General features: G+C 65.6%; 22 protein-coding genes. 8 read left to right on the forward strand and 14 right to left on the reverse strand.

Annotated features, from left to right (window positions below):
* Window positions 1–172 precede the first annotated feature (172 nt).
* Window positions 173–2,920, forward strand: coding sequence for a helix-turn-helix transcriptional regulator (locus M1247_RS35405; protein ID WP_317161133.1), 2,748 nt, complete (start codon window positions 173–175; stop codon window positions 2,918–2,920).
* A 23-nt stretch (window positions 2,921–2,943) separates the two neighbouring features.
* Here M1247_RS35405 and M1247_RS35410 read toward each other — a convergent pair whose 3' ends face one another.
* Window positions 2,944–4,569, reverse strand: a complete 1,626-nt coding sequence (locus M1247_RS35410) for an FAD-dependent monooxygenase (protein ID WP_317161134.1) — start codon at window positions 4,567–4,569, stop codon at window positions 2,944–2,946.
* A 97-nt stretch (window positions 4,570–4,666) separates the two neighbouring features.
* Here M1247_RS35410 and M1247_RS35415 point away from each other — a divergent pair, with 97 nt between their 5' ends.
* Window positions 4,667–5,254, forward strand: a complete 588-nt coding sequence (locus M1247_RS35415) for a TetR/AcrR family transcriptional regulator (RefSeq protein WP_317161135.1) — start codon at window positions 4,667–4,669, stop codon at window positions 5,252–5,254.
* Window positions 5,255–5,391: 137 nt separating this feature from the next.
* Here the strand turns inward: M1247_RS35415 and M1247_RS35420 are convergent, their stop codons facing one another.
* The gene (locus tag M1247_RS35420) at window positions 5,392–5,994 is read right to left on the reverse strand and encodes a TetR/AcrR family transcriptional regulator (RefSeq protein WP_317161136.1); all 603 of its coding nucleotides are present in this window, start codon (window positions 5,992–5,994) and stop codon (window positions 5,392–5,394) included.
* 90 nt (window positions 5,995–6,084) lie between these two features.
* Here M1247_RS35420 and M1247_RS35425 point away from each other — a divergent pair, with 90 nt between their 5' ends.
* Both M1247_RS35425 and M1247_RS35430 read left to right on the forward strand, forming a co-directional pair.
* On the forward strand, window positions 6,085–6,846 hold the full coding sequence (locus M1247_RS35425) for an SDR family NAD(P)-dependent oxidoreductase (RefSeq protein WP_317161137.1): 762 nt from the start codon (window positions 6,085–6,087) through the stop codon (window positions 6,844–6,846).
* A gap of 36 nt (window positions 6,847–6,882) precedes the next feature.
* A complete protein-coding gene (locus M1247_RS35430; RefSeq protein WP_317161138.1) occupies window positions 6,883–7,650 on the forward strand; it encodes an SDR family NAD(P)-dependent oxidoreductase in 768 nt (255 codons plus the stop codon).
* A gap of 72 nt (window positions 7,651–7,722) precedes the next feature.
* On the opposite strand, the gene M1247_RS35435 is transcribed toward M1247_RS35430, so the two are convergent.
* Genes M1247_RS35435 through M1247_RS35460 form a run of 6 tightly spaced genes read right to left on the reverse strand, consistent with a single transcriptional unit; the run spans window position 7,723 to window position 15,241 of the window.
* Window positions 7,723–10,020 carry an ATP-dependent DNA ligase gene (locus M1247_RS35435; protein WP_317161139.1) on the reverse strand — a complete coding sequence of 766 codons (2,298 nt, stop codon included), beginning with the start codon at window positions 10,018–10,020 and terminating at the stop codon, window positions 7,723–7,725.
* Between the two features lie 9 nt (window positions 10,021–10,029).
* On the reverse strand, window positions 10,030–11,109 hold the full coding sequence (locus tag M1247_RS35440) for an ABC transporter ATP-binding protein (protein WP_317161140.1): 1,080 nt from the start codon (window positions 11,107–11,109) through the stop codon (window positions 10,030–10,032).
* A 13-nt stretch (window positions 11,110–11,122) separates the two neighbouring features.
* The gene (locus M1247_RS35445; RefSeq protein WP_317161141.1) at window positions 11,123–11,992 is read right to left on the reverse strand and encodes a carbohydrate ABC transporter permease; all 870 of its coding nucleotides are present in this window, start codon (window positions 11,990–11,992) and stop codon (window positions 11,123–11,125) included.
* Window positions 11,992–12,957, reverse strand: a complete 966-nt coding sequence (locus M1247_RS35450) for a carbohydrate ABC transporter permease (protein ID WP_317161142.1) — start codon at window positions 12,955–12,957, stop codon at window positions 11,992–11,994. The genes M1247_RS35445 and M1247_RS35450 overlap by 1 nt, the downstream gene beginning before the upstream one ends.
* Window positions 12,954–14,297, reverse strand: a complete 1,344-nt coding sequence (locus tag M1247_RS35455; protein ID WP_317161143.1) for an ABC transporter substrate-binding protein — start codon at window positions 14,295–14,297, stop codon at window positions 12,954–12,956. Before M1247_RS35455 ends, M1247_RS35450 begins: the two co-directional genes overlap by 4 nt.
* A 17-nt stretch (window positions 14,298–14,314) precedes the next feature.
* A complete protein-coding gene (locus M1247_RS35460) occupies window positions 14,315–15,241 on the reverse strand; it encodes a sugar-binding transcriptional regulator (RefSeq protein ID WP_317161144.1) in 927 nt (308 codons plus the stop codon).
* A 172-nt stretch (window positions 15,242–15,413) separates the two neighbouring features.
* Between M1247_RS35460 and M1247_RS35465 the strand changes: the two genes are divergently transcribed.
* Both M1247_RS35465 and M1247_RS35470 read left to right on the forward strand, forming a co-directional pair.
* The gene (locus M1247_RS35465; protein WP_317161145.1) at window positions 15,414–16,826 is read left to right on the forward strand and encodes a mannitol dehydrogenase family protein; all 1,413 of its coding nucleotides are present in this window, start codon (window positions 15,414–15,416) and stop codon (window positions 16,824–16,826) included.
* Window positions 16,823–17,794, forward strand: a complete 972-nt coding sequence (locus M1247_RS35470) for a carbohydrate kinase family protein (protein ID WP_317161146.1) — start codon at window positions 16,823–16,825, stop codon at window positions 17,792–17,794. Before M1247_RS35465 ends, M1247_RS35470 begins: the two co-directional genes overlap by 4 nt.
* Window positions 17,795–17,796: 2 nt before the next feature.
* Here M1247_RS35470 and pdxR read toward each other — a convergent pair whose 3' ends face one another.
* A complete protein-coding gene (pdxR, locus tag M1247_RS35475; protein ID WP_317161147.1) occupies window positions 17,797–19,233 on the reverse strand; it encodes a MocR-like pyridoxine biosynthesis transcription factor PdxR in 1,437 nt (478 codons plus the stop codon).
* 79 nt (window positions 19,234–19,312) lie between these two features.
* Here pdxR and M1247_RS35480 point away from each other — a divergent pair, with 79 nt between their 5' ends.
* Window positions 19,313–19,942, forward strand: a complete 630-nt coding sequence (locus tag M1247_RS35480) for a pyridoxamine 5'-phosphate oxidase family protein (protein WP_317161148.1) — start codon at window positions 19,313–19,315, stop codon at window positions 19,940–19,942.
* A gap of 36 nt (window positions 19,943–19,978) precedes the next feature.
* Window positions 19,979–20,869, forward strand: coding sequence for a non-homologous end joining protein Ku (ku, locus tag M1247_RS35485; RefSeq protein ID WP_317161149.1), 891 nt, complete (start codon window positions 19,979–19,981; stop codon window positions 20,867–20,869).
* Between the two features lie 35 nt (window positions 20,870–20,904).
* On the opposite strand, the gene M1247_RS35490 is transcribed toward ku, so the two are convergent.
* Genes M1247_RS35490 through M1247_RS35510 form a run of 5 tightly spaced genes read right to left on the reverse strand, consistent with a single transcriptional unit; the run spans window position 20,905 to window position 25,529 of the window.
* The gene (locus M1247_RS35490) at window positions 20,905–21,585 is read right to left on the reverse strand and encodes a nitroreductase (protein WP_317161150.1); all 681 of its coding nucleotides are present in this window, start codon (window positions 21,583–21,585) and stop codon (window positions 20,905–20,907) included.
* On the reverse strand, window positions 21,576–22,445 hold the full coding sequence (locus M1247_RS35495) for a fumarylacetoacetate hydrolase family protein (protein ID WP_317161151.1): 870 nt from the start codon (window positions 22,443–22,445) through the stop codon (window positions 21,576–21,578). The genes M1247_RS35490 and M1247_RS35495 overlap by 10 nt, the downstream gene beginning before the upstream one ends.
* Window positions 22,427–23,224: an alpha/beta hydrolase gene (locus M1247_RS35500; RefSeq protein ID WP_317161152.1), complete on the reverse strand. Its 798-nt coding sequence runs from the start codon at window positions 23,222–23,224 to the stop codon at window positions 22,427–22,429. The genes M1247_RS35495 and M1247_RS35500 overlap by 19 nt, the downstream gene beginning before the upstream one ends.
* Window positions 23,221–24,249, reverse strand: a complete 1,029-nt coding sequence (locus M1247_RS35505) for an NAD(P)-dependent alcohol dehydrogenase (RefSeq protein ID WP_317161153.1) — start codon at window positions 24,247–24,249, stop codon at window positions 23,221–23,223. Before M1247_RS35505 ends, M1247_RS35500 begins: the two co-directional genes overlap by 4 nt.
* Window positions 24,246–25,529: an MFS transporter gene (locus M1247_RS35510; protein WP_317161154.1), complete on the reverse strand. Its 1,284-nt coding sequence runs from the start codon at window positions 25,527–25,529 to the stop codon at window positions 24,246–24,248. Before M1247_RS35510 ends, M1247_RS35505 begins: the two co-directional genes overlap by 4 nt.
* Window positions 25,530–25,531 lie beyond the last annotated feature (2 nt).

Genomic DNA, 25,531 nt, shown 5'->3' on the forward strand with positions numbered 1-25,531 from the left:
TGAAAGCCCTTCATGGAATGAATGCAGTCCGCCTGGGAAAATCACACACCCCGGCGAGCTTCGTTCACCCCGTGAAAACCACGGGTTGACGGCGACCCGGGACTGGGCAGCGGGTAGCCGAACTGTGGAGCTTCGGGCGGCTACCAGCTCGTTCGCGTGTAAAGATCACCGCATGGCCGACGGTGTGCGACGCGGCGCGCTGGTGGGACGGCGCGCTGAGCAGCGACAGTTGACTGAGCTACTCGAGCGCGCCCGCGGTGGCGGGAGCGGAGTCCTGGTCGTGCGGGGTGAGGCAGGCATCGGCAAAACGGCGTTGCTGCGCGATCTTCACGACAATGCCGCAGATCTGCACGTCATTGCCGTCAGCGGCGCGGAATCAGAGCTGGAGCTCGCCTACGCCGGCCTTCAGCAGCTGTGCGCGCCGCTACTCGGACACATCGACCGGTTGCCCAACCCCCAGAAGAACGCCCTACGGGTGGCGCTCGGCTTGCGCGACGGTGCTGCGCCGGATCGCCTGCTGGTGGGCTTGGCGGTGCTTTCGCTGCTGTCCGACGCCGCTGCGGAGCGCCCCACCCTCTGCCTCATCGATGACGCACAGTGGGTCGATCGCGCCTCACTCCAAGCGCTGGCGTTCGCCGGGCGCCGGCTCGCCGCCGACCCTGTGGTGATGGTCTTCGCGGCGCGCGGAACACAGACCGATCCGGGACTGGCCGCATTACCCGAGTTGCACCTCCGGGGCCTCGCCGATGCCGATGCACGGGCACTGCTCTCGGCGATGATGCCGACCCGACTGGACGAAATCGTCCGCGACAACATACTGGCCGAAGCGGGCGGAAACCCTCTGGCCTTGCTCGAATTGAACAGTGCGCTGCCACCCGCGCGGCTGGCAGGCGGATACGGATTGGCGGCTGCCAATCCGCTGGCGGCACGCATCGAGCAGACGTACGGCCGGCGACTGCGCGAACTGCCGCCGCAGACACGCATGCTCCTGCTGCTCGCGGCCGCCGAACCGACCGGCGAGCCGGCATGGTTGTGGGCCGCCGCCACGCGCCTCGGAGTCGGTGCGGACGCCGGTGTTCCGGCGGAGGAGAGCGGCCTGGTTACCGTCGATACCCGGCTACGCTTCCGGCATCCCCTGGTGCGGTCGGCGATCTACCGGAGCGCCTCGCCATCGGAGCGTCGGCGAGCTCACGCGGCATTGGCCGAGGTGATCTCCGGGCCGATCGCCGGTGAGCACCGTGCCTGGCACCGCGCTCACGCCACGGATGCACCCGATGAGGCGGTGGCAGTGGAACTGGTGGGCTCGGCCGAGCGAGCCCGCCGCCGTGGTGGATCCGCCGCGGCCGCAGCGTTTCTGGCGTATGCCGTCGAACTCACGCCTGATCCCGTCCGGCGCGCCGAGCGCGCACTGGCCGCTGCGCTCGCCACGCTGGACGCGGGCGATCCGGAGGCCGCAGCCCGGCTGCTGGCGCCGGCCGCCGGGGCTGAAGACGAATCACTCAGTGCCCGAGTCGGTCTCGTCCGAGCAAAGATCGCGTTCGCCGCCCAACGAGGCCGAGACGCACCACCGCTGCTTTTGACGGCCGCCCAAAGACTGCGCCCCGTGGATGCCACACTGTCGCGTGACACCTACCTCGAGGCCCTGACCGCGGCGATGATCGTCGGCCGTCTCTACTCCGATGAGGGCGGGTCCGCGGCAGCGATAGCGGCCGCGGCGCGACAGGCACCGCCCCCATCCGAGCCGCCTACGGCCGCCGACCTCTTCCTCGACGGACTGGTCCTCCGGCTGACCGAAAGTCACGCCGCCGCTGCACCACTGCTGCGTCGCGCCATCGCCCGGTATCTGGAGGAAGACACGGCCGGGACCGCGGATCCGCGTTCGCACGACATCACGCTCCGAGTCCTGCTCGACCTGTCCGATCAGGACACGTACAACTCGCTCAATGCCCGCCAGCTCGAACTACTCCGTGCGGCAGGCGAGTTGACGGTGCTGCCTGCCGCATTGACCACCTACGCAGGGGTTTGTGTCACGGCAGGCGACTTTGCGCAGGCGGCGGGTCTGCTCGAAGAGTCCGACGCGATCTCTACCGCAACCGGCGCGCCGCCCCACCGCTCCATCCAGACCTATCTCGCCGCTTGCCGCGGACAAGAGCAACTCGCCAAGGGCCTCGCTGCGGCCACGATCGAGGACGCGACCGCGCGCGGTGAAGGCAGTGAAATCACCGTCGTGCTCTTCTCGGTGGCAATCCTGCACAACGGGCTCGCACAGTACGACGAGGCGTTCGCAGCATGCACATCGGCCCTCGAATACGACGACGTGGGAATGTACGGCCATGTGCTCAACGAGATGGTCGAGGCTGCTTCCCGGTCCGGCAACACAAGCGCCGCCGAATCGGCAGCTGCACAGTTGATCGAACGTGCCGAAGCCAACGGAACCCCAACCGCACTCGGCTACGCGGCACGCGCCAAGGCCCTTTTGGGCGCGGGCCCAGCCGCCGAGCACGAATACCGTTCGGCGATAACACATTTAGAGAACTCTCCGCTCACCGTAATGACCGCGCGCACCCATCTGATCTTCGGCGAGTGGCTGCGGCGCGAGAACCGCCGGGGCGAAGCACGCGAGGAGCTGCGCATCGCTCATGAGAAGTTCACGCAGATGGGGGCCGACGGTTTCGCCGAGCGGGCGCGCCGCGAACTCCACGCCGCGGGCGAGCCGTTACGGAAAGAGCGGGCCGACAGAGCGCCGGTGCCATTGACGACCCAAGAAAGCTACATCGCTCGACTTGCAGGTGACGGTTATACGAACTCCGAAATCGCGGGTCATCTGTTCATCAGCCCACGGACGGTGGAATGGCACCTGAGCAAGATCTTCGCCAAACTCGGTGTGTCGTCGCGCCGCGAGCTGAGGCAACGCGGATAACGGCCAGTTCTTTCGTCGGTATGTCAACTAGCGGTGACGATCCCGCCAGGGACAGTGCGCTGCGCTCCACGCGGTCCGAAGGCCGTTGCCATCGCCGCCGTACCAACCGCCGTCATCAGCGCGGCTGTACGGCTGGCGGGAGCGACCGGGGCCCGCCAGGCGACATAGCCGTCGGGCCGGATAAGCGAGGCCCCACCGCACCCAATTCCATATCTGGCCAGGAATTCTCGATGAATGTCGGGATCGGAGGCCGACGGCACACGTACGAAACGAATCGGCACACCGATGTCCCGCGTGACGCGGGCGGCGGCGGCGCCCCATGCCTCATCGTCGGTGACGAGTACCCAACCCCGTCCGAACATGTCGAGCAGTGATCGACTGCTGGACTTGTCGAGCCAGACGTGAGGTGCACGGGTACCGGGCTGGCCGTTCCACTCGTCGGGTTTGCGGGCCTGCGGCACATCGTCGTCGATGCCCTCCAGTGCTGAAGAGCGGTACAGCTGGCCGAGTTCCACGGCGATATCGGCGATGATGTCGCCTTCGGCGTCCGGGCCCTCGATGTACGCCTTGAAGTCAGCCCGGGCAAAAATCTGATCATGGCGCAACTGGGCGACGGGGCGGCGTTCCGCGTCGTAGGTATCGAGCAGCTCCGGGCGGCTGACTCCCGCTCCGACGGCGGCCAGTTTCCAGCTGAGGTTGTGTGCGTCGGCGATTCCGGTATTCGCTCCGTAGCCGCCCCGGTTGGGTGGCAACTGGTGAGCGGCGTCGCCGACGAGGAAGATCCGGCCGTTACTGAAGTGATCGGCGATGAGCGCGGACAGTTCCCAGCGTCCGGTGGTGATGAGTTCGATGGGCAGATCATCGATGCCGGTGGCCTGTCGGATCACCGCCCGCTGTTCGTCATCGGTCCGGTCGAGATCATCTTTGAGCATCAGCACCCAGCGGCCGTCAGAGTAGGTGGTCAGGAACGCATCGAGGTCCGGTTGGTCGATCTCGAACTGCACGACGCCATGCTCCAGGTAGTCCTGCAGCGGAGCCCGGAACAGAATGCTGCGTTGCACTGACAGCAGTCCGCGCCCGCTGCGGGCGATGCCGAGTTGCTGACGGATCGGACTGTCGGCACCGTCTGCGGCCACCAGATAGTCGGCGTGCAGCTGATATTCGTGCCCGTCGTCGCGTCGGCGCAGTGTGGCCGTCACGCCATCCTCATTCTGGAAGAACGAGACGAGCTCTGTACCCAGGCGTAGTTGGGCTCCGAGTTCGCACGCCCGGCTTCGCAGTATCGGCTCCAGGTAATCCTGGGCGATGGCCGAAGCGTGCACCGGCGAATAGTCCTCGGAGGACTCCGGTTCAGCTCGTGCTGGTGACCACGGGAGCTCCTGGAGCCAACGCCCGTTGAGGCTCTCGACCCGTACCCGACGTGGGCTGCCGTTGCCCTGTGCGCTCGGGCCCGGCTGAATGCCGACCTGCCGGAAGATCTCGATCGTGCGGGTGGTGTAGCCGATCGCCCGCGGATGCAACGAACTGCCGCTGTGCCGTTCGACAAGCGTTGCCGGGACGCCATGCCAGGCGAGGAAGACCGCCGTGGACAGTCCCACCAAACTGCCGCCGACGATGAGAACCGGTGTGGTTTCGATCGTGGTGTCCATGTCCACTCTCTCTACCTTCCATGAAATTACTTTATCGCATTAAATTTCATAATCACTAATAATGTTGATCAAGTCAAGTGGGCGCTATAGTGGTCCGGTGACGAACGGAGGGCTAGGTCGACGTGAGCGCAAGAACGCCCGGACGCGTCACGCCCTGTCTGAGGCCGCCGAAAAGCTGTTCCTTGCCAAGGGTTACGACAATGTCAGCGTCAAGGAAATCGCAGATGCGGCGGACATCTCCGTTCCTACGCTGTTCAACCACGTGCCTGACGGCAAAGTGGCAGTCATGTTCGACGACGGCACCCAGCGGCGCGAGAGTCTGCTCGCCGCGGTGCATGACCGCGCCGACGGAGTTTCGGTGATGGCCGCGTTACGCGAATTCATGTCTCAGCGAGGGCCTTTCATGGACAACCCCTCGAAGGCGTTCAGACGCCGAACCGAGCTGATCATGGGCACGCCGGCACTACGCGAGTACCAACGCAAGCTCTGGATCCGCTGCGAGGAACCGCTTGCCGCGGCAATCGCGGCCGAGCTGGGCTTGCCCTCGGGCGCAACCACTGCCCGCGCCGCTGCCCGCTTCGTTTTGGAGATCCCACAGTTCGTCGGCGATGAGCCCGACCCGCGGGCGGCTTTGCACGCAGTCTTCGACCTCCTCGAATATGGTCTGGGCTCCCCCGGCCGATGAATCGGAGCTCAGATCTGCTCCCAGACAACTGGTGGAGGTGCAGTATTCGAAGTGTGCGGTATTTGTGTGCGCAGTTCGGCGGACTTCACGGCCGGCGCCATCACCTCCGTATGCCAGCGCGATTTCACGGCGGACGATTATGGTCGATCTGCGGACCCTCTAGTCATTGACGCCAGCAGATCTGCCAGGTTCCTCGCTTCGACGCTGCTCAGGAGCTGCTGGGTCGCGAGCATGCGGTACCAGATCACCCCGAAAACGATGTCGCCAACGAGCTCGCCGCCCACTTCAGGGGGGAGGTCACCGCGGGATTCAGCGCGGCTGATGATCTGAAACAACGCGGCACGGCGTCGCTCGAGGAACCCTTGCTGAAACCGCAATAATAGGTCGGGATTCTGCTGCGCCTCCGCCATCAAGCTGCGCAATGCGCTTCGAACCCCTTGCGGGCGAAGGAGCTTGAAGGTCTGGCTGAGGAACTGAAGCAGATCTTCTTGGTATGAACCCTGATCCGAAATTGAGATCTGCGCGTCCGCCTGCGCGGCCAGTGACTCCAGAAGGATGTCTCCTTTGGTGGGCCACCACCGATAGATCGTTTGCTTGCTGACGCCCGCTCGGGCCGCAATGGCCTCGATCGTGAAGTCTTGCCCCTCCGCGGCCACCAGATCGAAGGCCGCCGCCAGAATCGCTCGCCGGCTCTCTTCACTTCTCCGCCGTCCGCGCCGCCGAGGCTCTTCGCTGCACACACAAGAAGTCTACTTATTAACGGTGCGCGGCGTCTCGGAAAGAGCGTACAGTGATTTACGAGACGCAACGCACCGAAAATAGGAGGCAACGTGCTAGACAGTGCGCTGGATGGAAACGTCGTTCTGATAAGCGGAGCATCAAGCGGAATCGGCAACGCCGCCGCACAAAGGCTGGCCAGTGCCGGCGCCAAAGTCGCCCTCGCCGCGCGGCGGGCCGACAAACTCGAGGGACTGGCGGAACAGCTACGGTCCCAAGGCCATGAAGCCTTGGTGATCGCTGCTGACCTGACTGATGCGGGCAACGCGCAATTGACTGTTGACCGAACCGTCGACGAGTTCGGCCGCCTCGACACCCTGGTGAACGCAGCGGGCGTGATGCTGAACGGCGCATCCGAAGAATCGCCGCTCGAAGAGTGGGACCGAATGGTCGACATCAACCTGCGCGGCCTCATGTATGTGACGAAGGCGGCGTTGCCGCACCTGCTCATCGCTGCACAGACCAGCCCACGCTCGGTGACCGACGTGGTGAACATTTCGTCCGTCGCCGGACGGGTCGCGGCACCGACGGTCGCAATCTACAACGCCACAAAGTTCGCCGTGACGGGCGCAACCGAAGCGTGGCGGCAAGAGTTTACCAAGCGCAACGTCCGTTTCTCGGTCATCGAGCCCGGTCGCACCCAAACCGAATTGTTCGACCAGAAGGGTAATTCAGACGCAGATTTCAAAGCGGCGTTCGGAGCAGTGGAGCAATTGCACGCGGAGGACATCGCCGAAGCGATCGCCTACATCGTCACGCAACCGCGCCGCGTCGCCGTGAACGAGATCGTCATCCGGCCCACCGATCAGCCGTAGCGGAAATCGGCACACATCACAGAAGGAACTCGTCCCATGAGCTCGAAATTGACTGGAACAGTCGCCCTCGTCACCGGCGCCAGCAGCGGCATCGGTGCTGCCACGGCCCGCCATCTCGCTGAGCACGGAGCCACCGTCGCACTCGTAGCACGACGCAAGGACCGTCTCGTCACACTTGTCGCAGACATCGAAAGCGACGGTGGCGCCGCGACAGCTGTGGAAGCAGACGTCAGCGACCGCGCACAGGCTGATGCCGCCGTCGAAGAGACGGTCCAACGATTCGGACGACTGGACATCGTCGTCAACAACGCGGGCCTCATGCTGCTGGGCCCCGTCGCCGGCGCCGACGCACAGGACTGGGATCGAATGATCGCCGTCAACGTCAACGGCCTGCTGAACACGACCCATGCTGCACTGCCGCACCTACTGGCGGCCGCCGAAGGCGGCCCGCGTCGAGTCGCGGACATCGTGAACGTCAGCTCGGTCGCGGGCCGCACAGCCAGCGACGGCTACGGGGTGTACAGCCTCACGAAGTTCGGCGTGAACGGCTTCACCGAGTCCCTACGGCAGGAAGTCACCCAACGGCACGTTCGCGTGGGCGTCATCGAGCCCGGCGGAGTGAACACCGAACTGGGTTCCCACAACAGCAGTGATATCCAGGCTCGGATCATTGAGCCGTTCAACGCAACCGTTGAGGCATTGGCGCCCGAAGATGTCGCAGAGAGCATCGGCTACATGGTCACCAGACCCCGCCATGCCGCGATCGGCGAGCTTTGGATCATGCCGACCGAACAACTCGCCTAGGTCCGTGATGTCGCCAAGCGTCGCACACTCGGTCAGGTTTGCATCAGGTGCATCATCCATCGTTATACCTGGCTACGGTTCCCATTTCACCTCGTCGGGCGTCTTGTCTGACCGCAGCCCGCGCCAACTCGGTTGACGCAGGCGGCTATCGGTGGTGCGCTCGCTGTAGCGGACCTCCCCGACCAGTTCCGGTCGCACAAATGTCACGCCCTTGGCGTCCTGGGTGGGCAGCCGGGAGTTGAACGGTGACTCGTCGGTGTGCAGCGGTTTGAGCATGGCTTTGAGCTTGGCCAGGTCTTTCTCCGTGAACCCGGTGCCCACGCGCCCGACGAACTGCAACCCACCCTCTGCAGGGATGCCGAGCAGCAGCGCCCCGATCCCGCTGCTGCGGCCACCGGTGCCTTCGCGCCAGCCACCGATCACCACTTCCTGGGTGTTCCAGAACTTGTCCTTGATCCAGGACGCCGACCGTCGGCCCGGTTGATACGTGGAGTCCCGTTTCTTGGCGATGACGCCTTCCCAACGGTTTTCACGCGCGTACGCCATGGCCTCGGGGCCGTCACCGGGAAGCTGTTCGGGCACGATCAGACCACCCCCTGCGGCCAGTGTCTCCAGCAGCCTGCGGCGGTCGGAGTACTTGGCCCGCAGCAAGGACCGGCCGTCCAGCCACAGGATGTCGAACGCCCAGAATTCCAACCTGGTGGAGCGGGCCCGGTTCTGCATCTCACCGAAACTGGGCACCCCTGACTCGTCGAGCGCCACCGCCTCACCGTCGAGAATCACGTGGTGATCGGCCAGATCGGCGGCCAACGCCTGCAATTGCGGATATTCGGCCGTGACGTCCCGGCCACGGCGGGACCGTAGGGTCAGCGTGCCGTGATCGGCGTCGGCCAACAGCCGGTAACCGTCCCACTTGCCCTCGAACGCCCACTGCGTGGATTTCAGCTTGTCGACCGAACCTTCCGTCGCCAGCATCGGCGCCAGATCGCCTGCGGTGGGCTGCTGTTGGTCCTTCATGCGGTGGGCGAGCCAGTTCTTGCCGTCGGTCTGGATCAGCGCGTAGCGGCCGGAGATCCGGTCGCCGCGCAGGGTCACGATCACCTCCCCGCCCTTGTCCGGGCCGTCGGGCGCATTGTCGTTGAACTTCTCGGTCTCGTAGGTGCCGGTGTCCCAGACGATGACCTTGCCGCCGCCGTACTCGCCCTTGGGAATGTCACCGTGGAACGTCAGGTACTCCATCGGGTGATCCTCGGTATGCACGGCAAGGTGATTCACCGAGGTGGTGTCGGGAAGATTCTTGGGCACCGCCCAGCTCACCAGCACACCGTCGCGCTCAAGTCGGAAGTCGTAGTGCAGCCGGCGGGCGTGGTGCTCTTGAATGACGAACTTGTCGTTGTTGCCGGTCTTCGGTGATTTTCTGGGCACCGGTTCCGGCGTCTTCGCCGCATCACGCATCCCGCGATAGGTCGTGAGTTTGTCGTCCAGTGCGACCGTTTCGTCAAGGTCCTCCAGCAGGTCGCCGTGCTCCTCGACACGCTGGAGCACTTCATCGAACCGCAGGTGTCGTAGCTCCGGACCACCGATCTCATCCCAGGTGCGGGGGGCTGCCACGGTCGGATGTTCGCGCCCACGCAGCGAATACGGGGCAATGGTGGTTTTGGCGGCATTGTTCTGGCTCCAGTCCAGAAACACCTTGCCGGTTCTCAGGCTTTTGGTCATGGTCGCGGTGACCAACTTGGGCATGGCCTTTTCCAGCTGCTGGGCCACCCGTCGTGCCAGCACCGAGGCACCGTTCGAACTGATCGGTTCCGCCAACGGCACATACAGATGCAGACCCTTGCTACCGCTGGTGAGCGGATAGGTGGTGAAACCGATGTCACCCATCAGATCGCGGACTTCGGTTGCCACCTCGCACAATTGCCGCATGGTCACACCCTCGCCCGGGTCGAGGTCGAACACGATGCGGGTGGCCGGACCCTGCTTGCCGCTCGACTCATTGCCCACCCCGCTGCGCCCGCCCGAACCGAACTGCCACTGCGGCACATGCACTTCCAACGACGCCTGCTGACCGATCCAGGCCAGGCCTTCGCGGGTGTTGATGATCGGATAGGTGGTGGTCCCGGATTTGTGGACGATGGTGCCGCGCTCCAGCCAGTCCGGTGCCGAGGAGGCGAGCTGCTTCTCGAAGAACGATGCCTCATCCACACCGTTGGGCCAGCGTTTACGGGTCACCGGCCGCCCGGCGATATGCGGCACCATGACCTCGGCGATGCTCAGGTAGTAGTCGAACACCTCGGCTTTGGTCGTGCCGGTGGCGGGATAGAGCACCTTGTCCGGGTTGGTCAGGCGGACCCGTTCGTAGCGCTCCATGTTCCCAGGCTAGATCCGCGCCCCCGTCTCCGGGTGGAACAGGTGCACCACGCCTTCGGGTGTCTTGCGCAGTTCGATGGTGTCGGCCAGGCGGGCCGGACCGCGGGATATCGAGCGGGCGACGAGCTCCACGTCGGGTCCGGCGTGGGTGTAGAGGTAGATCTCGCTGCCGAGGTCTTCAATCAGGTCGATCACCACGTCGATGCCACCGCTGTCGGAGACCTGAAGGTGTTCGGGCCGTACTCCGACGGTCACGGTTTCCAGGCCGGCCTCGTGCAGCCGGGTCAGCTGTTCGCGTTCGAGCTTGAGCGTCGAGTCGTCGCCGATCCGCACGCCGTCGGCGACGATCGGTGCGGTGTGGAGGTTCATCGCCGGCGAGCCGATGAACCCGGCCACGAAGGCGTTGGCCGGGTTGCTGTACAGCTCCGAGGGCGAGGCGAACTGTTGCAACTTTCCGTTGCGCAACACTGCCACCCGGTCACCCATCGTCATCGCCTCCACCTGATCGTGGGTGACGTACACGGTGGTGGTGCCCAGCCGGCGCTGCAACGCGGCGATCTGGGTGCGGGTCTGTACCCGCAGTTTCGCGTCGAGGTTCGACAGCGGCTCGTCCATGCAGAACACCTGCGGCTCACGGACGATCGCGCGGCCCATCGCCACCCGCTGGCGTTGACCACCGGACAGTTTCGCGGGTTTGCGGTCCAGGAACTCCTCCAGGTCAAGCAGTTTCGCCGCCTCTTCGACCTTCTGGCGCCGCTCCTTGGCAGACACCCCGCGCAGTTTGAGCGCGAAACCCATGTTCTCGGCGACGGTTTTGGTCGGATACAGCGCATAGTTCTGGAACACCATGGCGATGTCGCGGTCTTTGGACGGCACCCCCACCATGTCCTTGCCGCCGATCTCGATGCTGCCGTCGTCGATGTCCTCCAGGCCGGCCAGCATCCGCAGCGCGGTGCTCTTCCCCGACCCGGAAGGCCCGACCAGGACCACGAATTCACCGTCGTCGATGTCGAGGTTCAGCGAGTCGACGGCAAGTTTGTCCGACCCTTCGTAGATGCAGGAGGCGTTGCGGTAAGTGATTGCAGCCATGAGTCATTTCTCCCTATTTGATGGCGCCGAAGGACAGTCCACGAACCAGCTTGTTCTGCGCGATCCAGCCCGCGAGAACCACCGGAAGCGCGGCCATCGTCGCCGCCGCGCACAGCTTGGCCCAGTACAGGCCCTCCCCTGCGATGAAGCCGACCAGGAACACCGGCATGGTCTGGGCTTGTACCGCAGTGAGATTCACCGCGAAGAAGAACTCGTTCCAGGCGAAGATGACGCAGATCAGCGCGGTGGCCGCGATTCCCGGCGACACCAACGGCAGGATCACCTCGCGCACCGACCGCCAGGTGCTGGCGCCGTCGAGGCTCGCGGCCTCCAAGAGTTCGCCAGGCACTTCGAGGAAGAACGAGCGCATCATCCACACCGCGATCGGCAGGTTCATCGCCGTGTACAGGATGATCAGTGCCCAGATGTTGTCCAGCAGGCCGATGTTCGACACGATCACGTACAGCGGGATGATCGCGGCGACGATCGGCAGCATCTTGGTGCTCATGAAGAAGAACAGCGCGTCCTTGGTTTTACGCACCGGCTTGAGCGACAGTGCGAATGCCGCGGGCACGCCCAGCGCCAGCACCAGGATCGTCGACACCGTGGTGGCGAACAGGGAGTTCAGCAGGCTGGTGCCGACACCGTTCTCGAACACCGCCTTGAACTCGTCGAGCGTCGGCACGAAGAAGATCTTCGGCGTCGGGGTGTAGGCGTCGACCTCCTGCTTGAACGCGGTCAGCACCATCCACAGCACCGGGAAGAAGAACCCCAGCCCGACGATCCAGGCCACCACACCCCACGGATCGAACTTGCGCCGCTTGACCTTTGACGGCTTGGGCGCCGGTGCGGCCGTGGTCGCGGTTTCGGTTACGGTGCTCATCAGGCCGCCTCCTCCTTGCCGGTGAACGATTTGAAGATCAACCGCAGCGCGAAGCTTGCGATGATCATGGTGAAGATCACCACGATCACTCCCATCGCGGCGGCCTGGCCGATGTCGAAGCCCAGGAACGCGCGTTGGTAGATGTAGAACGGCAGGTTTGCGCTCGCCGTGCCGGGGCCGCCCTGGGTCATCATGTAGATGGCGTCGAAGGTGTTGACCAGATAGATGGCGCCGAGCACGGTGCCCAGTTCGATGAACCGGCGCAGGTGCGGCAGGGTGAGCTCCCGGAACAGCTGGAATCCTGTCGCGCCGTCGACTCGGCCGGCCTCCAGGATGTCTCGCGGCATCGACTGGAGGCCGGCGAGGATCAGCAGCATCATGAACGGGGTCCACTGCCAGACCAGGTTGATCACCACGGAGGACAGCGGGAAGCGGCTCACCCAGTCGATGTGTTCGAGTCCGAACGGGGACAGCACCCAGTTCACGATGCCGAAGACCGGATCGAGCATCGCGGTCTTCCACATCAGTGCCCCGGCCACCGGCGTCACCAGGAACGGGGTGATGAGCAGGGTGCGAACCACCCCGCGCCCCAGGAAAACCCGGTCCAGCAGCAACGCCAGGATCAGTCCGAGGATCACCGAGATCAGCACCGTGGCAACGATGATGACGACGGTGTTGATCGCGACCTGCCAGAACGTGGTGTCACCGATGACGTCGATGTAGTTCTGCAGGCCGATGAACTCCCGCGACCCGGGTCGCACGAGGTTCCAGGACAGCGTCGAGTAGTACAGGGTGAACAGGAACGGGATCTGGGTCACCACGATCATGAAGATCAGCGCGGGCAGCAGCGGGCCCCGCCGTCGCCATCCTTCGGCGCGTGACACCCCCACGTCCTGCTTGCTCTTGATCCGCGCGACGTGTTCAGCCTCGGCCTCGGCCTGGGCTTTCGTCTCCGTGGTTGTCATGGCTTCTCCTGATAGGTCCGGCCGACGACTTCTGCGTACTTCTGTGACTGTTCGAGCGCGTCGGCGACGGACTGCTGCCCGGCGATGGCCGCGCTGATCTGCTGACTGACCCGTGTCCCGAGGTCCTGGAACTCGGGGATCGCCAGGAACTGCACACCGGTGTAGGGCACCGGTTGTACCGTGGGTTTGGCGGGGTCGGCGCCTTCGATCGAGTCGAGCGTGACCTGACCGAATGCCTTTGCGGCTTCCTTGTACTCGGGAATCTGGTAGGTCGAGAGCCGGCTGCCCGGTGGCACCCGCGCCCAGCCCAGTTCCTCACCGACCAGCTTGATGTAATTCTGGTCGGTCATCCAGGAGATGAACTTCCAGGCCGCGTCGGGCTTGTCGCTGCTCTTCGGGATTCCGAGCGCCCACGTGTAGAGCCAGCCGGAGTTCGGCTTCTCGACGGTCGGCGCCATCGCGTATCCGACCTTGCCGACCACATTGGACGATTCCGGGTCCTCAAGCACCGACACCGCCGAGGTGGCGTCGTACCACATCGCCGCTCTGCCCTGGGCGAACTGCGTCGCGCATTCACCGAATCCGCTTGTCGCCGCGCCGGGTTCACCGTACTTGCCGACGAGGTCGACGTAGAAGTTGACGGCCTTGGACACCTCGGGGCTGGTCAACTGGGCGTTCCAGTCCATGTCGTACCAACGTCCACCGAACGTGTTGATCACGGTGTCCAGCGGGGCCAGCACCTCACCCCAGCCGGGCTTGCCGCGCAGGCAGATGCCGACCATGTCCGGACTGTCCAGTTTCTGTGCCGCGTCGGCGACCTGCTGCCAGGTCGGATTGCGGGGCATCTCGATACCGGCCTGCTCGAACAGATCCTTGCGATACATCAGGAACGAGGATTCGCCGTAGAACGGGACCGCATACATACTGCCCTCGTAGGACAGCGATTCGCGCAGGGACGGGATGAAATCGTTCTCGTCGTAGCCCGGGGTCTTCTTGGCGTAGTCCGACAGATTGACGAGCCAGCCGTTTTCGGCCCACTGCGGGGTTTCGTAGTTGCTGATCATCACCACGTCGAACTCGCCGCCACCCATCGCCGTCGACGCGGTGATCTTGGCGCGGGCCTGGTTCTCCGACAGCGTGACGAATCGCAGCTTGATATCGGGGTTGTCCGCTTCGAACCGCGAAGCCAGGGCGCGGGCGTCGGTCATCTGCGAGTTCGACACCATCGCGATCGTCACCGTCTGATCAGTGGCGCCCAATGTGCCCGCCCCGGCACAGCCGGCCGTCATGGTCAGGGCGACCGCAGCGGCGCAACTGGCCAGTCTCTTCACAAACCTCATATGCCAACCTCGTTCCTTCACTGCGCCAACAGCCAACGGGCGCAATCGATGTCACAGACCAAAAGACGCGCCAGCTTGCCACGCAGGGCGCCGAGAATCGCCTGGTACTTCCCTTCGCCGCCGGACACCAGGATGGTCCTGTCACACGTGCGGATGTCCTCCAGCGGCACCGACATCGCACGCTGCTGCAGTTCGCCGTGTACCGGCTCACCGTCGGCGTTGAAGAACCGGCCGCCGATCTCCCCGACTGCTCCCAGCGCGATGAGGTCATCAAGCATCCGGATCTCGAGGAAGCTGCCGTCGAACAGCGTCGTCGACGTCGACACCGCACCGACCCCGAACAGCATCACATCGGCGCGCTTGCCTGCGTCGAGTGTTCGGGAGATCACCGAGTCACCACGCATGGAGACCACTGTCGCGGGGTCGGCATACAGCGGGGCCGGTAGGCGGAATGGGTTGGCACGCAGCGTATCTGCACACCGGGTGAGGATGGTCTCGGTGCCGGTCTGGTACGCAGCGGTCGACATGGCGCCGTCGAGTTGCACCACCGCCCGGCAGCTGGCCACCCCGGAGACCAGTGCATTGGCCACCCCGACCTGCTCCGGACCCCAGGTGAATCCGAGGACGTCGTCGGCGCTGAGCCGTCGCATCAACAGGGCCGCACCGGCCCGGCTCGCGTTCGCCGCCACGACAGCCTCGGTCAGCCCGAACCGGCGCTCCAGTTCGCGTTCCTCTTCGGCGTGGACGTCTTCGCGCATGTCCGGGGGCACCACCACCTCGATGCGCACCAGTCCGTTGGCCTTGGCCCTGGCCACCAGCCGGCCGGCGGTCGGGCGGGACACCCCCAACCGCGACGCGATCTGGGCCTGGGTGAGGCCGTCGAGGTAGTACAGCGTCGCCGCACGTAGGGCGAGCCGCAGATCCTCGGTCGTCGGCGCGGGCAATGGTCACCACCTTCGTATCCGTGAGCAGCTGCTCAAGGGTGCGAGTAGATGCTCAAGACGCTAACATGAGGAATGTGACGTACACAACACCCACAGCGGAAGAGCCGGAGAAGCCCGAAGCACTGGACTGCCACCCCACGCCGGGTAGCGTCAAAACTGTGGTGACCGTGTCATGAAGCTCGCCGCATCGACGCTGACCGAGCTGCCGATCCCCGGGCCGAGCTACAACCGCGACGAGATACAGGTCGGCATCGTCCATTTCGGTGTCGGTGGGTTCCACCGCGCACACCAGGCGATGTACATCGACCGGCTCCTGGAGCAGGGATTGGCCACCGATTGGGGCATCTGCGGTGTCGGCGTACTGCCATCCGACCGCAGGATGGCCGACGTGATGGCGGCCCAGGACGGCCTGTACACCCTGCTCCTCGAGCATCCCGACGGCACCCGCGAGGCGCGCGTGATCGGTTCGATCGTCGACTACCGCTACGCGCCCGAGGACCCCGAGGCGGTCATCGAACTGCTGGCCGCCCCCGCCACCCGCATCATCTCGCTGACCATCACCGAGGGCGGTTATGACATCGATGCCCTCGCGACCGACTCGGTGAACGTGTTCGGTCTCGTGTCCGAGGCGCTGGCGCGCCGTCGTGACCGCGGCATCGGGTCCCCCACGATCGTGTCCTGCGACAACATCGAGGGCAACGGCGATATGGCCCGCCGGGTCTTCGCGACCTATGCCGACCGGCTGCATCCCGGACTGGGCGACTGGATCGCGACCCATACCCGGTTCCCGAATTCGATGGTCGATCGCATCACCCCGGTCACCACGCCGGAAGTGATCGCGACCGTGGAAGCCGAGTTCGGCGTCACCGATCTGTGGCCGGTGGTGGCCGAACCGTTCACCTCGTGGGTGCTGGAGGATTCGTTCGTCGACGGCCGACCGCCCTACGAGGACGCCGGCGTGCTGCTGGTCGACGACGTGACGCCGTACGAGCTGATGAAACTGCGCCTGCTCAACGCCAGTCATCAGGCGCTGTGCTATTTCGGCTACCTCGCCGGCTACCGGCTGGTGCACGACGCCGCCAGCGACCCGTTGTTCGCCGAATTTCTGTTGAACTACATGGATTCGGAGGGCACGCCGACACTGCAACCGGTGCCCGGCATCGATCTCACGGACTACAAGCGCACGCTGATCGAGCGGTTCGCCAATCCCGGGGTGCGTGACACCATCGTCCGGTTGTGCTTCGGATCCTCCGATCGCATCCCCAAATGGCTGCTACCCGTCATCCGGGAGAACCTCAAATCCGGGGCGCCGGTGCGGTTGTCGGCCGCCGTGGTGGCCAGTTGGGCCCGCTACGCCGAGGGTGTCGACGAACAGGGTGAACCGATCGATGTGCAGGACCAGCTTGCCGACACCCTGGTGCCGTTGGCCCGCTCCCAGCGTGACCGACCGACCGCGTTCATCGAAAACACCGCACTGTTCGGCGATCTCGCCACCCAGCAGCGATTCGTCGACGACTATCTGTGGGCACTGGATTCCCTGCACCGCGACGGCGCCAGGGCGACATTGGAGGCATTGCGATCATGAGCCGCGCACTGGTCATCGGTGAGGCGCTGATCGACATCGTCCAGCGCGATAGAACCGTCAGCACTGAGCGAGGCCACGAGCGAGCATCCAGCACCGAGCATGTCGGTGGCAGTCCGCTCAATGTCGCGGTCGGCCTGGCCCGGCTGGGCCGCGACGTCGACTTCCTCACCCACATCGCTGACGACGAGCACGGTCGTCGCATCGTCGAGTACGTCAAAACTGCTGGTGTGCAACTGGTCTCGGACAGTGTGACGGCCAAGCGGACCCCCACCGCGCAAGCCGTCCTCGCCGCCGACGGCTCGGCGCAGTACACCTTCGACATCGACTGGCAGCTCTCCGGGACCCCGGAGGTGGCACCGCCCCTGGTGGTGCACACCGGATCGATCGCCAGCGTGCTGGAGCCGGGCTGCCGGGCGGTGGCCGCCCTGCTGGACGCCTACCACGTCTCGGCCACCGTCACCTTCGATCCGAATGTCCGGACCGCGTTGATCACCGACGAAGACGCCGCGCGCGGCCGCATCGAGCGGCTGGTCGAACGTGCCGATGTCGTCAAAGCCAGCGACGAGGACCTGCGCTGGCTCGATCCGCGACGGACCCCCGAGCAGATCGCGCAGACCTGGCTGGGCATGGGACCGGCGGTCGTCGCGGTGACCATGGGGGAACGCGGCGCGTTCGCTGTCAGTGCCGCGGGAATCGTGCGGGTGCCTGCCCGGCCCGTGCAGGTGGTGGACACCGTCGGCGCCGGCGACGCATTCATGACCGGTCTGATCGACGCGTTGTGGTCCCACGGGCTGTTGGGGGCGGACCGGAGGGCGCAGTTGGCGCGGATCAGCGCCGAGACACTCGAGGACGTCGTCCAGACCGCCGGGTTGTCATCCACGCTGACCGTGGCACGCGCCGGGGCCGACCTCCCCGACCTCGCCACCCGCAATGCCGCCGTCGCGGGCGAACCACCGGCGCAGGGCTGAGCTCAACCAGCTGGAACCGACCGCAGCACCTCCGCGATGACCGCAGCCACAGCGCCTGCCTGCGTTTCGGGGAGCAGTGCATATCCGCACACCAGTCCTCGGAGGCCACCGGGGTACGCGAAGAACCCAGACAGTGGCGGCACCGCGACGCCTCGGCTGGACAGCGCGGCGGCGATCGCGGTGTCGTCGCTGTCGTCGGGCAGCCGGAGCACCAGATGCAACCCGGCCTCGACACCGATGAGTGCAACGCCGTTGCACTCCTGTTTGAGCGCGCCCACCAAGGCGGTCCTGCGGGCGGAGTATGTGCGTGACGCCCTGGCGAGGTGCCGGGTGAGCGCGCCCGATTCGATGAACCGGGCCAGTGCCAGGGCGGTCACGCCGCATACCGATTCACCGCTCACATCGAGCACCTCGGCGACCGCATCCCTCAGGGTGGGCGGCGGGAGTAGCCAGGCAAGCCGTACCGACGGGGTGAGCACCTTCGAAGCGGTTCCGACATAGGCCACGCAGTGTCGCCCACCGGCCACGCTGCGTAGCGCGGGCAGGGCCGAGACGTCGTACCGGAACTCCCCGTCGTAGTCGTCCTCGATGAGCAGCTTGCCTGCGCCGGCCGCCCACTCGACGAGCGCAGCGCGGCGCGGCACGGGTAGCCGCGCGCCGAGCGGATACTGGTGCGCCGGAGTGCAGTACACCGCGGCGTCTGACTCACGCAGTGATCCGGGATCGAGTCCGTCGACGTCGACGGCAACCGAACGCGGCCGGGCGCCGGACATCTCGAATGCCCGCCGGGCCTCGGCGTAGCCCGGTTCCTCGAACGCGACGTCGTGTCCCGCGAGCCGGGCCGCACCGGCGACGGTACGCAGTGCCGATGCCACCCCCGGCACGATGATCAATTCGCCCGGTTCCGCGGCGATCCCGCGGGTGCGGCGCAAGTGTCCGGACAGCGCCCGCCGCAGCTCCGCGTGCCCGTCCGGACCCGCCGCCCTGGCAGGCACCGGCGCCGCGGCGGCGGCACGCCAGGCCCGGCGCCAGTCGGTTGTCGAGATGAGGTCCGCATCGGGCTGACCCGGGGCCAGATCCCACGAGGGCGGCGGCCGGTGCGGTGCGGGTGGCGCCGCGATCGCGGCCGCGCCCGACGCGACGTGCGATGCCGCACCGGCGGTGGCCGCGGCGTCCGCGCCCGCGGCCACGCGCGTGCCCGACCCGGCCCGCGCGGTGACATAGCCGGCCGCGGCGAGTTCGTCGTATGCCTCGACGACGGAGGACCTGGCCACCGCCAGTTCGGTGGCCAGGACGCGCGTCGAGGGAAGCGCGTCACCGGGGCGCAGCCCGCCCGTGCGGATCTGCTCGACGATCGCGTCGGCGATGCGGTGACGCAGCGGTGACCCGCTGACCGGCAGCCGCAACGCGAGATTCAATTCCGACGGGTGACGCGCCACGGCATCCAGAATAGTGGTCTGGACATTCTTATCAGTTCTGGACCTGTTGATGAGGCCACAATGAGCTGACGATCGATGTGTGGAACAGATCGGCAGACTCCCGGACCGTGCCAGAAGCCAACGACTCGACCTGGATACGGTGCTCGATGCCGCGGCGGTCGGCACCCTCGCCACCGTGGTGGACGGCCTGCCGTGGGTGGTGCCCATGCTCTACGCCCGCGACGGTGATCGCATCGTGCTGCACGGCTCGACCGGCGCGGGCGCACTGAGACAGGTCGCGGCCGGTGCGCCGGCGGCCTTCGCCGTCACCATGCTCGACGGAATCGTCGTTGCCGACACCCTTTTCGACTCCTCTGCCAACTATCGGTCAGCCGTGGTGCGGGGCCACCTGACCGTCCTCGACGGGCCCGATGCGGTACAGGCCCTCGACCTGATGAGTGATGCGCTGATCCCCGGCCGCACCGCCGAGGTGCGCACCCACACGAAGAAGGAGCTCGCCGCGACACTGGCGATGGCGCTGCCGATCGAGCCGGGCGCCTGGACGGTCAAACTGCGCGATGCGCCGCCGGCCGAGCCATCGTCCGACACCGGCGTATGGGCCGGCGTGGTCCCGTTGCGGACCGTGGCCGGGGCGCCGGAACCCGCGCCCTGGGTGGGCGCGCAGATCCCCCTGCCCGAATCCGTGCGCCGCCTCGTCGAGGGCAACTAACCCGGTGTAGGTCCTCCGGTGCGCCATACTGGCCTTATGCGATCCATCTGGAAGGGTTCGATCGCCTTCGGCCTGGTGAACGTTCCGGTGAAGGTCTACAGCGCGACCGAGGACCACGACATCAAGTTCCACCAGGTGCACGCCAAGGACAACGGGCGCATCCGGTACAAGCGGGTGTGTGAGGTCTGTGGCGAGGTTGTCGAGTTCCGCGACATCAACAAAGCCTTTGAATCCGACGACGGTCAGATGGTGGTGATCACCGACGAGGACATCGCCACCCTGCCCGAGGAACGCAGCCGCGAGATCGAGGTGGTCGAGTTCATTCCGGCCGAGCAACTCGACCCGCTGATGTATGACAAGAGCTACTTCCTTGAACCCGATTCGAAGTCATCCAAGTCCTACGTGCTGCTGGCCAAGACTCTCGCCGACACCGACCGCATCGCGATCGTGCATTTCTCGCTGCGCAACAAGACCCGGCTCGCAGCCCTGCGGGTCAAGGACTTCAGCAAGCGCGACGTGATGATGATTCACACCCTGCTGTGGCCCGACGAGATCCGCGATCCCGACTTCCCGGTCCTGGACAAGGAAGTTCAGATCAAACCCGCCGAGCTCAAGATGGCCGGTCAGGTGGTGGAGTCGATGACCGACGACTTCAAACCCGACCAGTTCCGTGACGACTATCAGGAAGAGCTGCGCGAGCTGGTGCAGGCGAAACTCGAAGGTGGCGAGGCCTTCTCCGTCGAGGAGCAGCCGGCAGATCTGGACGAGACCGAGGATGTGTCGGATCTGCTGGCCAGGCTCGAGGCCAGTGTGAAGGCGCGCGGTGGGGGCGGATCGGGCAAGGACGACAAGGAGTCCAAACCCGCCAAGAAAGCCCCGGCGAAAAAGGCGCCTGCGAAGAAGACAGCGGCCAAGAAGTCGAGCTAGCGGGGCCTACTCACCGGCACAGTCGGATCCATCATTCAGTGGTGAAAGCGAGTCGTCTCACCGAGCTCGGCGCGGGGAATGTCGATGTTGTTTATCGGAGCGTCGGTGTCGGCATAACCGAAGGAGATGCCGAACAGCAGTTTGCGGTCGCGCACCCCCAACACGTCACGGACGGTGTCCGCGTAGAAACTGAGCAACCCCTGAGGACAACTGGCGATCCCATAGGCTGTCAGCGCCAGGAGCAGCGTCTGAGCGTAAATGCCCAGATCCGCCGCCATCCGCGCCTCGGCGTTGCCGGGCAGAAACAGCATCGCCACATGGGGCGCACCGTAGAACTTCAGGCTCTCGGCGTCGTAGGCGGCCCGCGCCCGGTCGTCGTCGCGCGCGATCCCCAGCGCCTGGTACATGGCGGACCCGGCCACCTGGCGCCGATGCGCGTAACGCCCGGTGTACAGGTCGTCGCGGTACGGAAAATCCGTCGACACCGCTTGGCGGGAATGTGCCTGTAGCAGCGCCTCGCTGAGGCGGTCCCGGGTATCACCACTGGCGACCTCGACATGCCACGGTTGTGTGTTGGAGTTGGACGGTGCCGCGCCGGCCAGCGCGAACACCGCACGCAGGGTCTCCGCCGGCACGGGATCAGCCCGGAAGGACCGTACGGCGCGACGACCGCGGACGAGCTGTTCGGCATAGGACGGCAATGCGTTCACCGGCATGGTTCTGTTCCTGGTGTCGTTGGAATGACGAATCTGTGAGTCATCTCCCCTATACCGTCGATGCGCGTGCGGACGACATCGCCGACACGGAGGTAGCGGGCGGGGATGCGGCCCATCCCTACCCCTGAAGGTGTGCCGGTGAAGATCAGGTCTCCGGGGTAGAGCGTGCAGATCGCAGATATGCGTTCGATCAATTCGGGGACCGGTACGAGCATCTGGTCGGTGGTGTCGTCCTGAACCAGCTCATCGTTGACCCAGCACCGAAGCCGCAACGACTCCCCCGCCGCAACCTCGTCGAGCGTGACCAATACCGGCCCGGTCGGCCCGTAACCGGGAAAGCTCTTGCCGAGGGAAAACTGCGGACACGCGCCACTCATCTGCACGTCCCGATCGCTGAAATCCTGCCCGACGGTGACGCCGGCGACATGGCACCAAGCCTCGTCAGCGGTCACTTTGACGGCTTCCCGGCCAATCACCACCACCAGCTCGACCTCCCAGTCCACCGACGGGCCGCTGAGCGCGATGTCCCCGACCGGGCCTGTCAGAGACGTGGCGAACTTCGTGAACAGTGCAGGAATATCAGGTGCCGCGTGCATGCCGGTCTCCGCCGCGTGTTCGGCGTAATTGAGTCCGATCGCGAAGACCTGGCGCGGCCGCGGGATCGGCGGGCCCAGTTCCTCGACGCGGTAATCCATTGCGGAGAAGCCAGTTTCATCACCAGCCCACGCGACGAAATCCGCCCACCGCGGGTAGATACTCATGGGGTCGGGCCCGAATTCGCCGCGGCTTGCCTCGGCGATGTCGACGACACCGCCCGCGATCAGCAGCTTCGCCCGGCCGTTCAGATTTGCGATACGCACATGGTCTCCTGCAGAAATGCCACTGCGGGCGTCACCACTTCAGGAGTGGCGAACCGCGGGTCGGCGTGGTCGGCGCCCGCCACCACGTTCAACACCGACACACCACCGGCGTCTGACGCAGCTCGGTGCAAGCCGATGCTGTGTTGTAGGCCGCAGCGTCGATCGGAGTCACCGTGGCTGAGATGCATCGGGGGGAGACGGTCTGCGTGCCGTACTGCGTTCGCCACGGATGCCGTGACAAGGCCGTCGTCATCGAGTCCGCAGAAGAACGAGCGGACTGCCTCGACGCCCACCGGATCCGTCAACGGATAGTGCAGGACCAGTGCCGACAGATCCGCCGCATCGCGAAGTGCGGCCATGGCCATCAGATAGCCACCGGCCGAGCTGCCCCATCCGGCGATCCGGCCGGCGTCCAGGCCGTAAGGCCCGGCGTTGGCGCGTACCCATCCGATCGCCGCCGACACATCCTCGATCGGCTCTGGATAGCGAGCCTCACCGCTGAGGCGGTAGTCGATCGAAGCAACGGCGAAACCATTGGCGGGCAGGCTCGCCCACGGGCCCATCTCTTTCACGCCACCGACGAACCCGCCTCCATGGGCGTACACCACTACCGGCGCTCTGCCACCCGTCACCGGTACATGGAGGTCAAGGGTCAGAGGTCGCCAGCCGGGCAGGACCGCGTACCGCAGGCCCAGGTAGGACATCGCGTCGTCGATGACCCGCACCGGTCCGGGACTGAACAGGAGAGGATCGGCAAGGTCAGGTGGATGCACCGTCACGGCACCAGCACCGCGCGACCGCGCACCCGCTCGTTCGCGAGATCGTCAAGTGCCTGCGCGGCGGCGTCGAGCGGATAGCGCTGGCTGTGCAGCATGATCCTGCCGCTGTGTGCGAGTTCCATCAACTCGATCAACTCGCGGTGACTGCCGACACTGTTTCCGACGACATTACGTTGGCCCAGAACAAATTCAGCGGTCGGTACTCGCAGCTCGCCGCCGTAGCCGATGACATAGTGCGAACCGCCGTTCGCGGTCATGGACCAGGCGTCCTGCTCGGCCCCGCCCTCTGCCACGAAGTCGAACACGACGTCCGCGCCGTGGCCGTCGGTGATGTCGGTGACGTGCTCGATGTGTGAGCCGTCGGCCAGGACAATGTGGCCTGCGCCGATGCTCTTCGCCAGGTCCAGCGCGGCCGGGTTGGTATCGACCGCAACGATGGTGGTCGCGGTCAACGCGGTCAACGCTTGGATGCCGATGTGCCCCAATCCACCGATCCCCTGGACGACCGCGGTGGTTCCCGGCGGCAGCAACGGAATGGCTTTGCGTACAGCGTGGTAAGCGGTCAGACCGGCATCGGCCAGCGCCGCCACTTCGGCGGGTTCGGTGCCAGGGCGGAGCTTGACGCAGGCCCTGGCGCTGGTCCGCAGGTATTCGGCCATGCCACCGTTGTGGTCGGATACGCCCGGGAAAAAAGCATTGTCACAAAGCATGTCGTTGCCGCAGCGACAACCCGGACAGAACCCGCAGGACGGTTGAGGGTGCATGATGACCACGTCCCCGACCGCCACGTTGGTCACGCCCGCTCCGGCCTCCACGATCCAGCCCGCGTTCTCGTGGCCGAGGGTGTACGGGAGAGTCGGATTCATCGCCTTTTCCCACTGTCCCTCGACGATGTGCAGATCGGTCCGGCACACCCCCGCTCCGCCGATCTTGACGATGACGTCAAGGGGGCCGGTCAGCACCGGATCAGGGACGTCCTCCACGGACGGCGGCTTGTGATAGTCATGCAACCGAACAGCTTTCATCGGTATCCTCCTTCAATCAAGGCGTGCGGTTCAGCGGCGGGCGCGGGCTGCGACGGCGCCGCATTGGTGCGGGCCCGCGCCGCCATGAGCAGCACTGCCAGAGCGGCCGCGACCATCGGCCAGGCGAGCATGCGGAACAGCGACGCGGGCGACCATCCGTTGTCGAGCAGGACACCCGCCAGGATCGGTGCGGTCAGCGCCCCGACCCGGCCGATGCCCATCGCCCAGCCCATCCCGGTAGCCCGCACCGGCGCCGAATACAACTCCGGGCCGATCGAATGCAGGCCGGCGGCACAGGCGTTGACGAACAACCCGATCGCGACCGCGGCCGCCAATGCGGTGAGCAGCGATCCCAGCGCAAACGTCATGGCCAGAAACGCCAGACCGCAACAGAAGAACGCGGCAACGGACAGTGTCCTCCTCGATGCGCGCAGGGCGAGCACGCCGAACAGCAGCGTCCCGACGAGGCCGCCGAGGTTCAGCAACACCCCGGCACTCAACCCCTGCTCCCCGGTGTACCCGCTCTGCTCCAGTAGGCGCGGTGTCCAGCTCGCCGCGAAGTAGAAGCCACCCATCAGCACGAAGTAGGACAACCACAGCAGAACGGTGGGCGCGGCGTTTTTCCGGTCAAGGATGGACCGGGTAGCGATCCCTCGGCCGTCGGCCGCCCGACCGCGCTGTCGATACTGCTGGGATTCCGGCATCGCGACGATCACGGCCACTGCCAGGATCACGGTCAACACGGCACCGACCACGAACGGCGCCCTCCAGCCGTGCCCAGAGATCAGCAGTGCAGCGATGGCGCCACCCAATATGCCGCCCGCCGGGAGGCCCGCTGCGTACAGGGCAATCATGCTGCCGCGCCATCGCTTCGGCGTCAGCTCGATGATGATCACCGGGAGGCTGGCCACCGTCGCACCGACCCCGAGACCGGTGAGCACCCGACCGGATCCGAGCATGACCGGGTCGGTGGATACCGCCGCGACCATCATTCCCAGTCCGCACAACACGAGCGCGAGGGTGGTCACCGGCCGCCTGCCGAAGCGGTCGGCCAGCGGCGCGATGACAACAGATCCCACCGCCATCCCCACCAGGCCGGCGCTGAGCAACAGTCCTATCGCGGACTCGTCGAGTGTCCATTCGCCGGCCACGCCCGACGCCGCGAATGCCATCACCAGGACGTCGAATCCCTCGACCACGTTGATCAGCAAGCAGAGCCCGACGACGACGGCGTTACGTCGCGTCAGCCCGGAGTTCTCCGTCGATCGTTGCGTCGACATGC

The organism is Mycobacterium appelbergii, assembly GCF_032883035.1.
In the GTDB taxonomy this organism is placed as follows: domain Bacteria; phylum Actinomycetota; class Actinomycetes; order Mycobacteriales; family Mycobacteriaceae; genus Mycobacterium; species Mycobacterium appelbergii.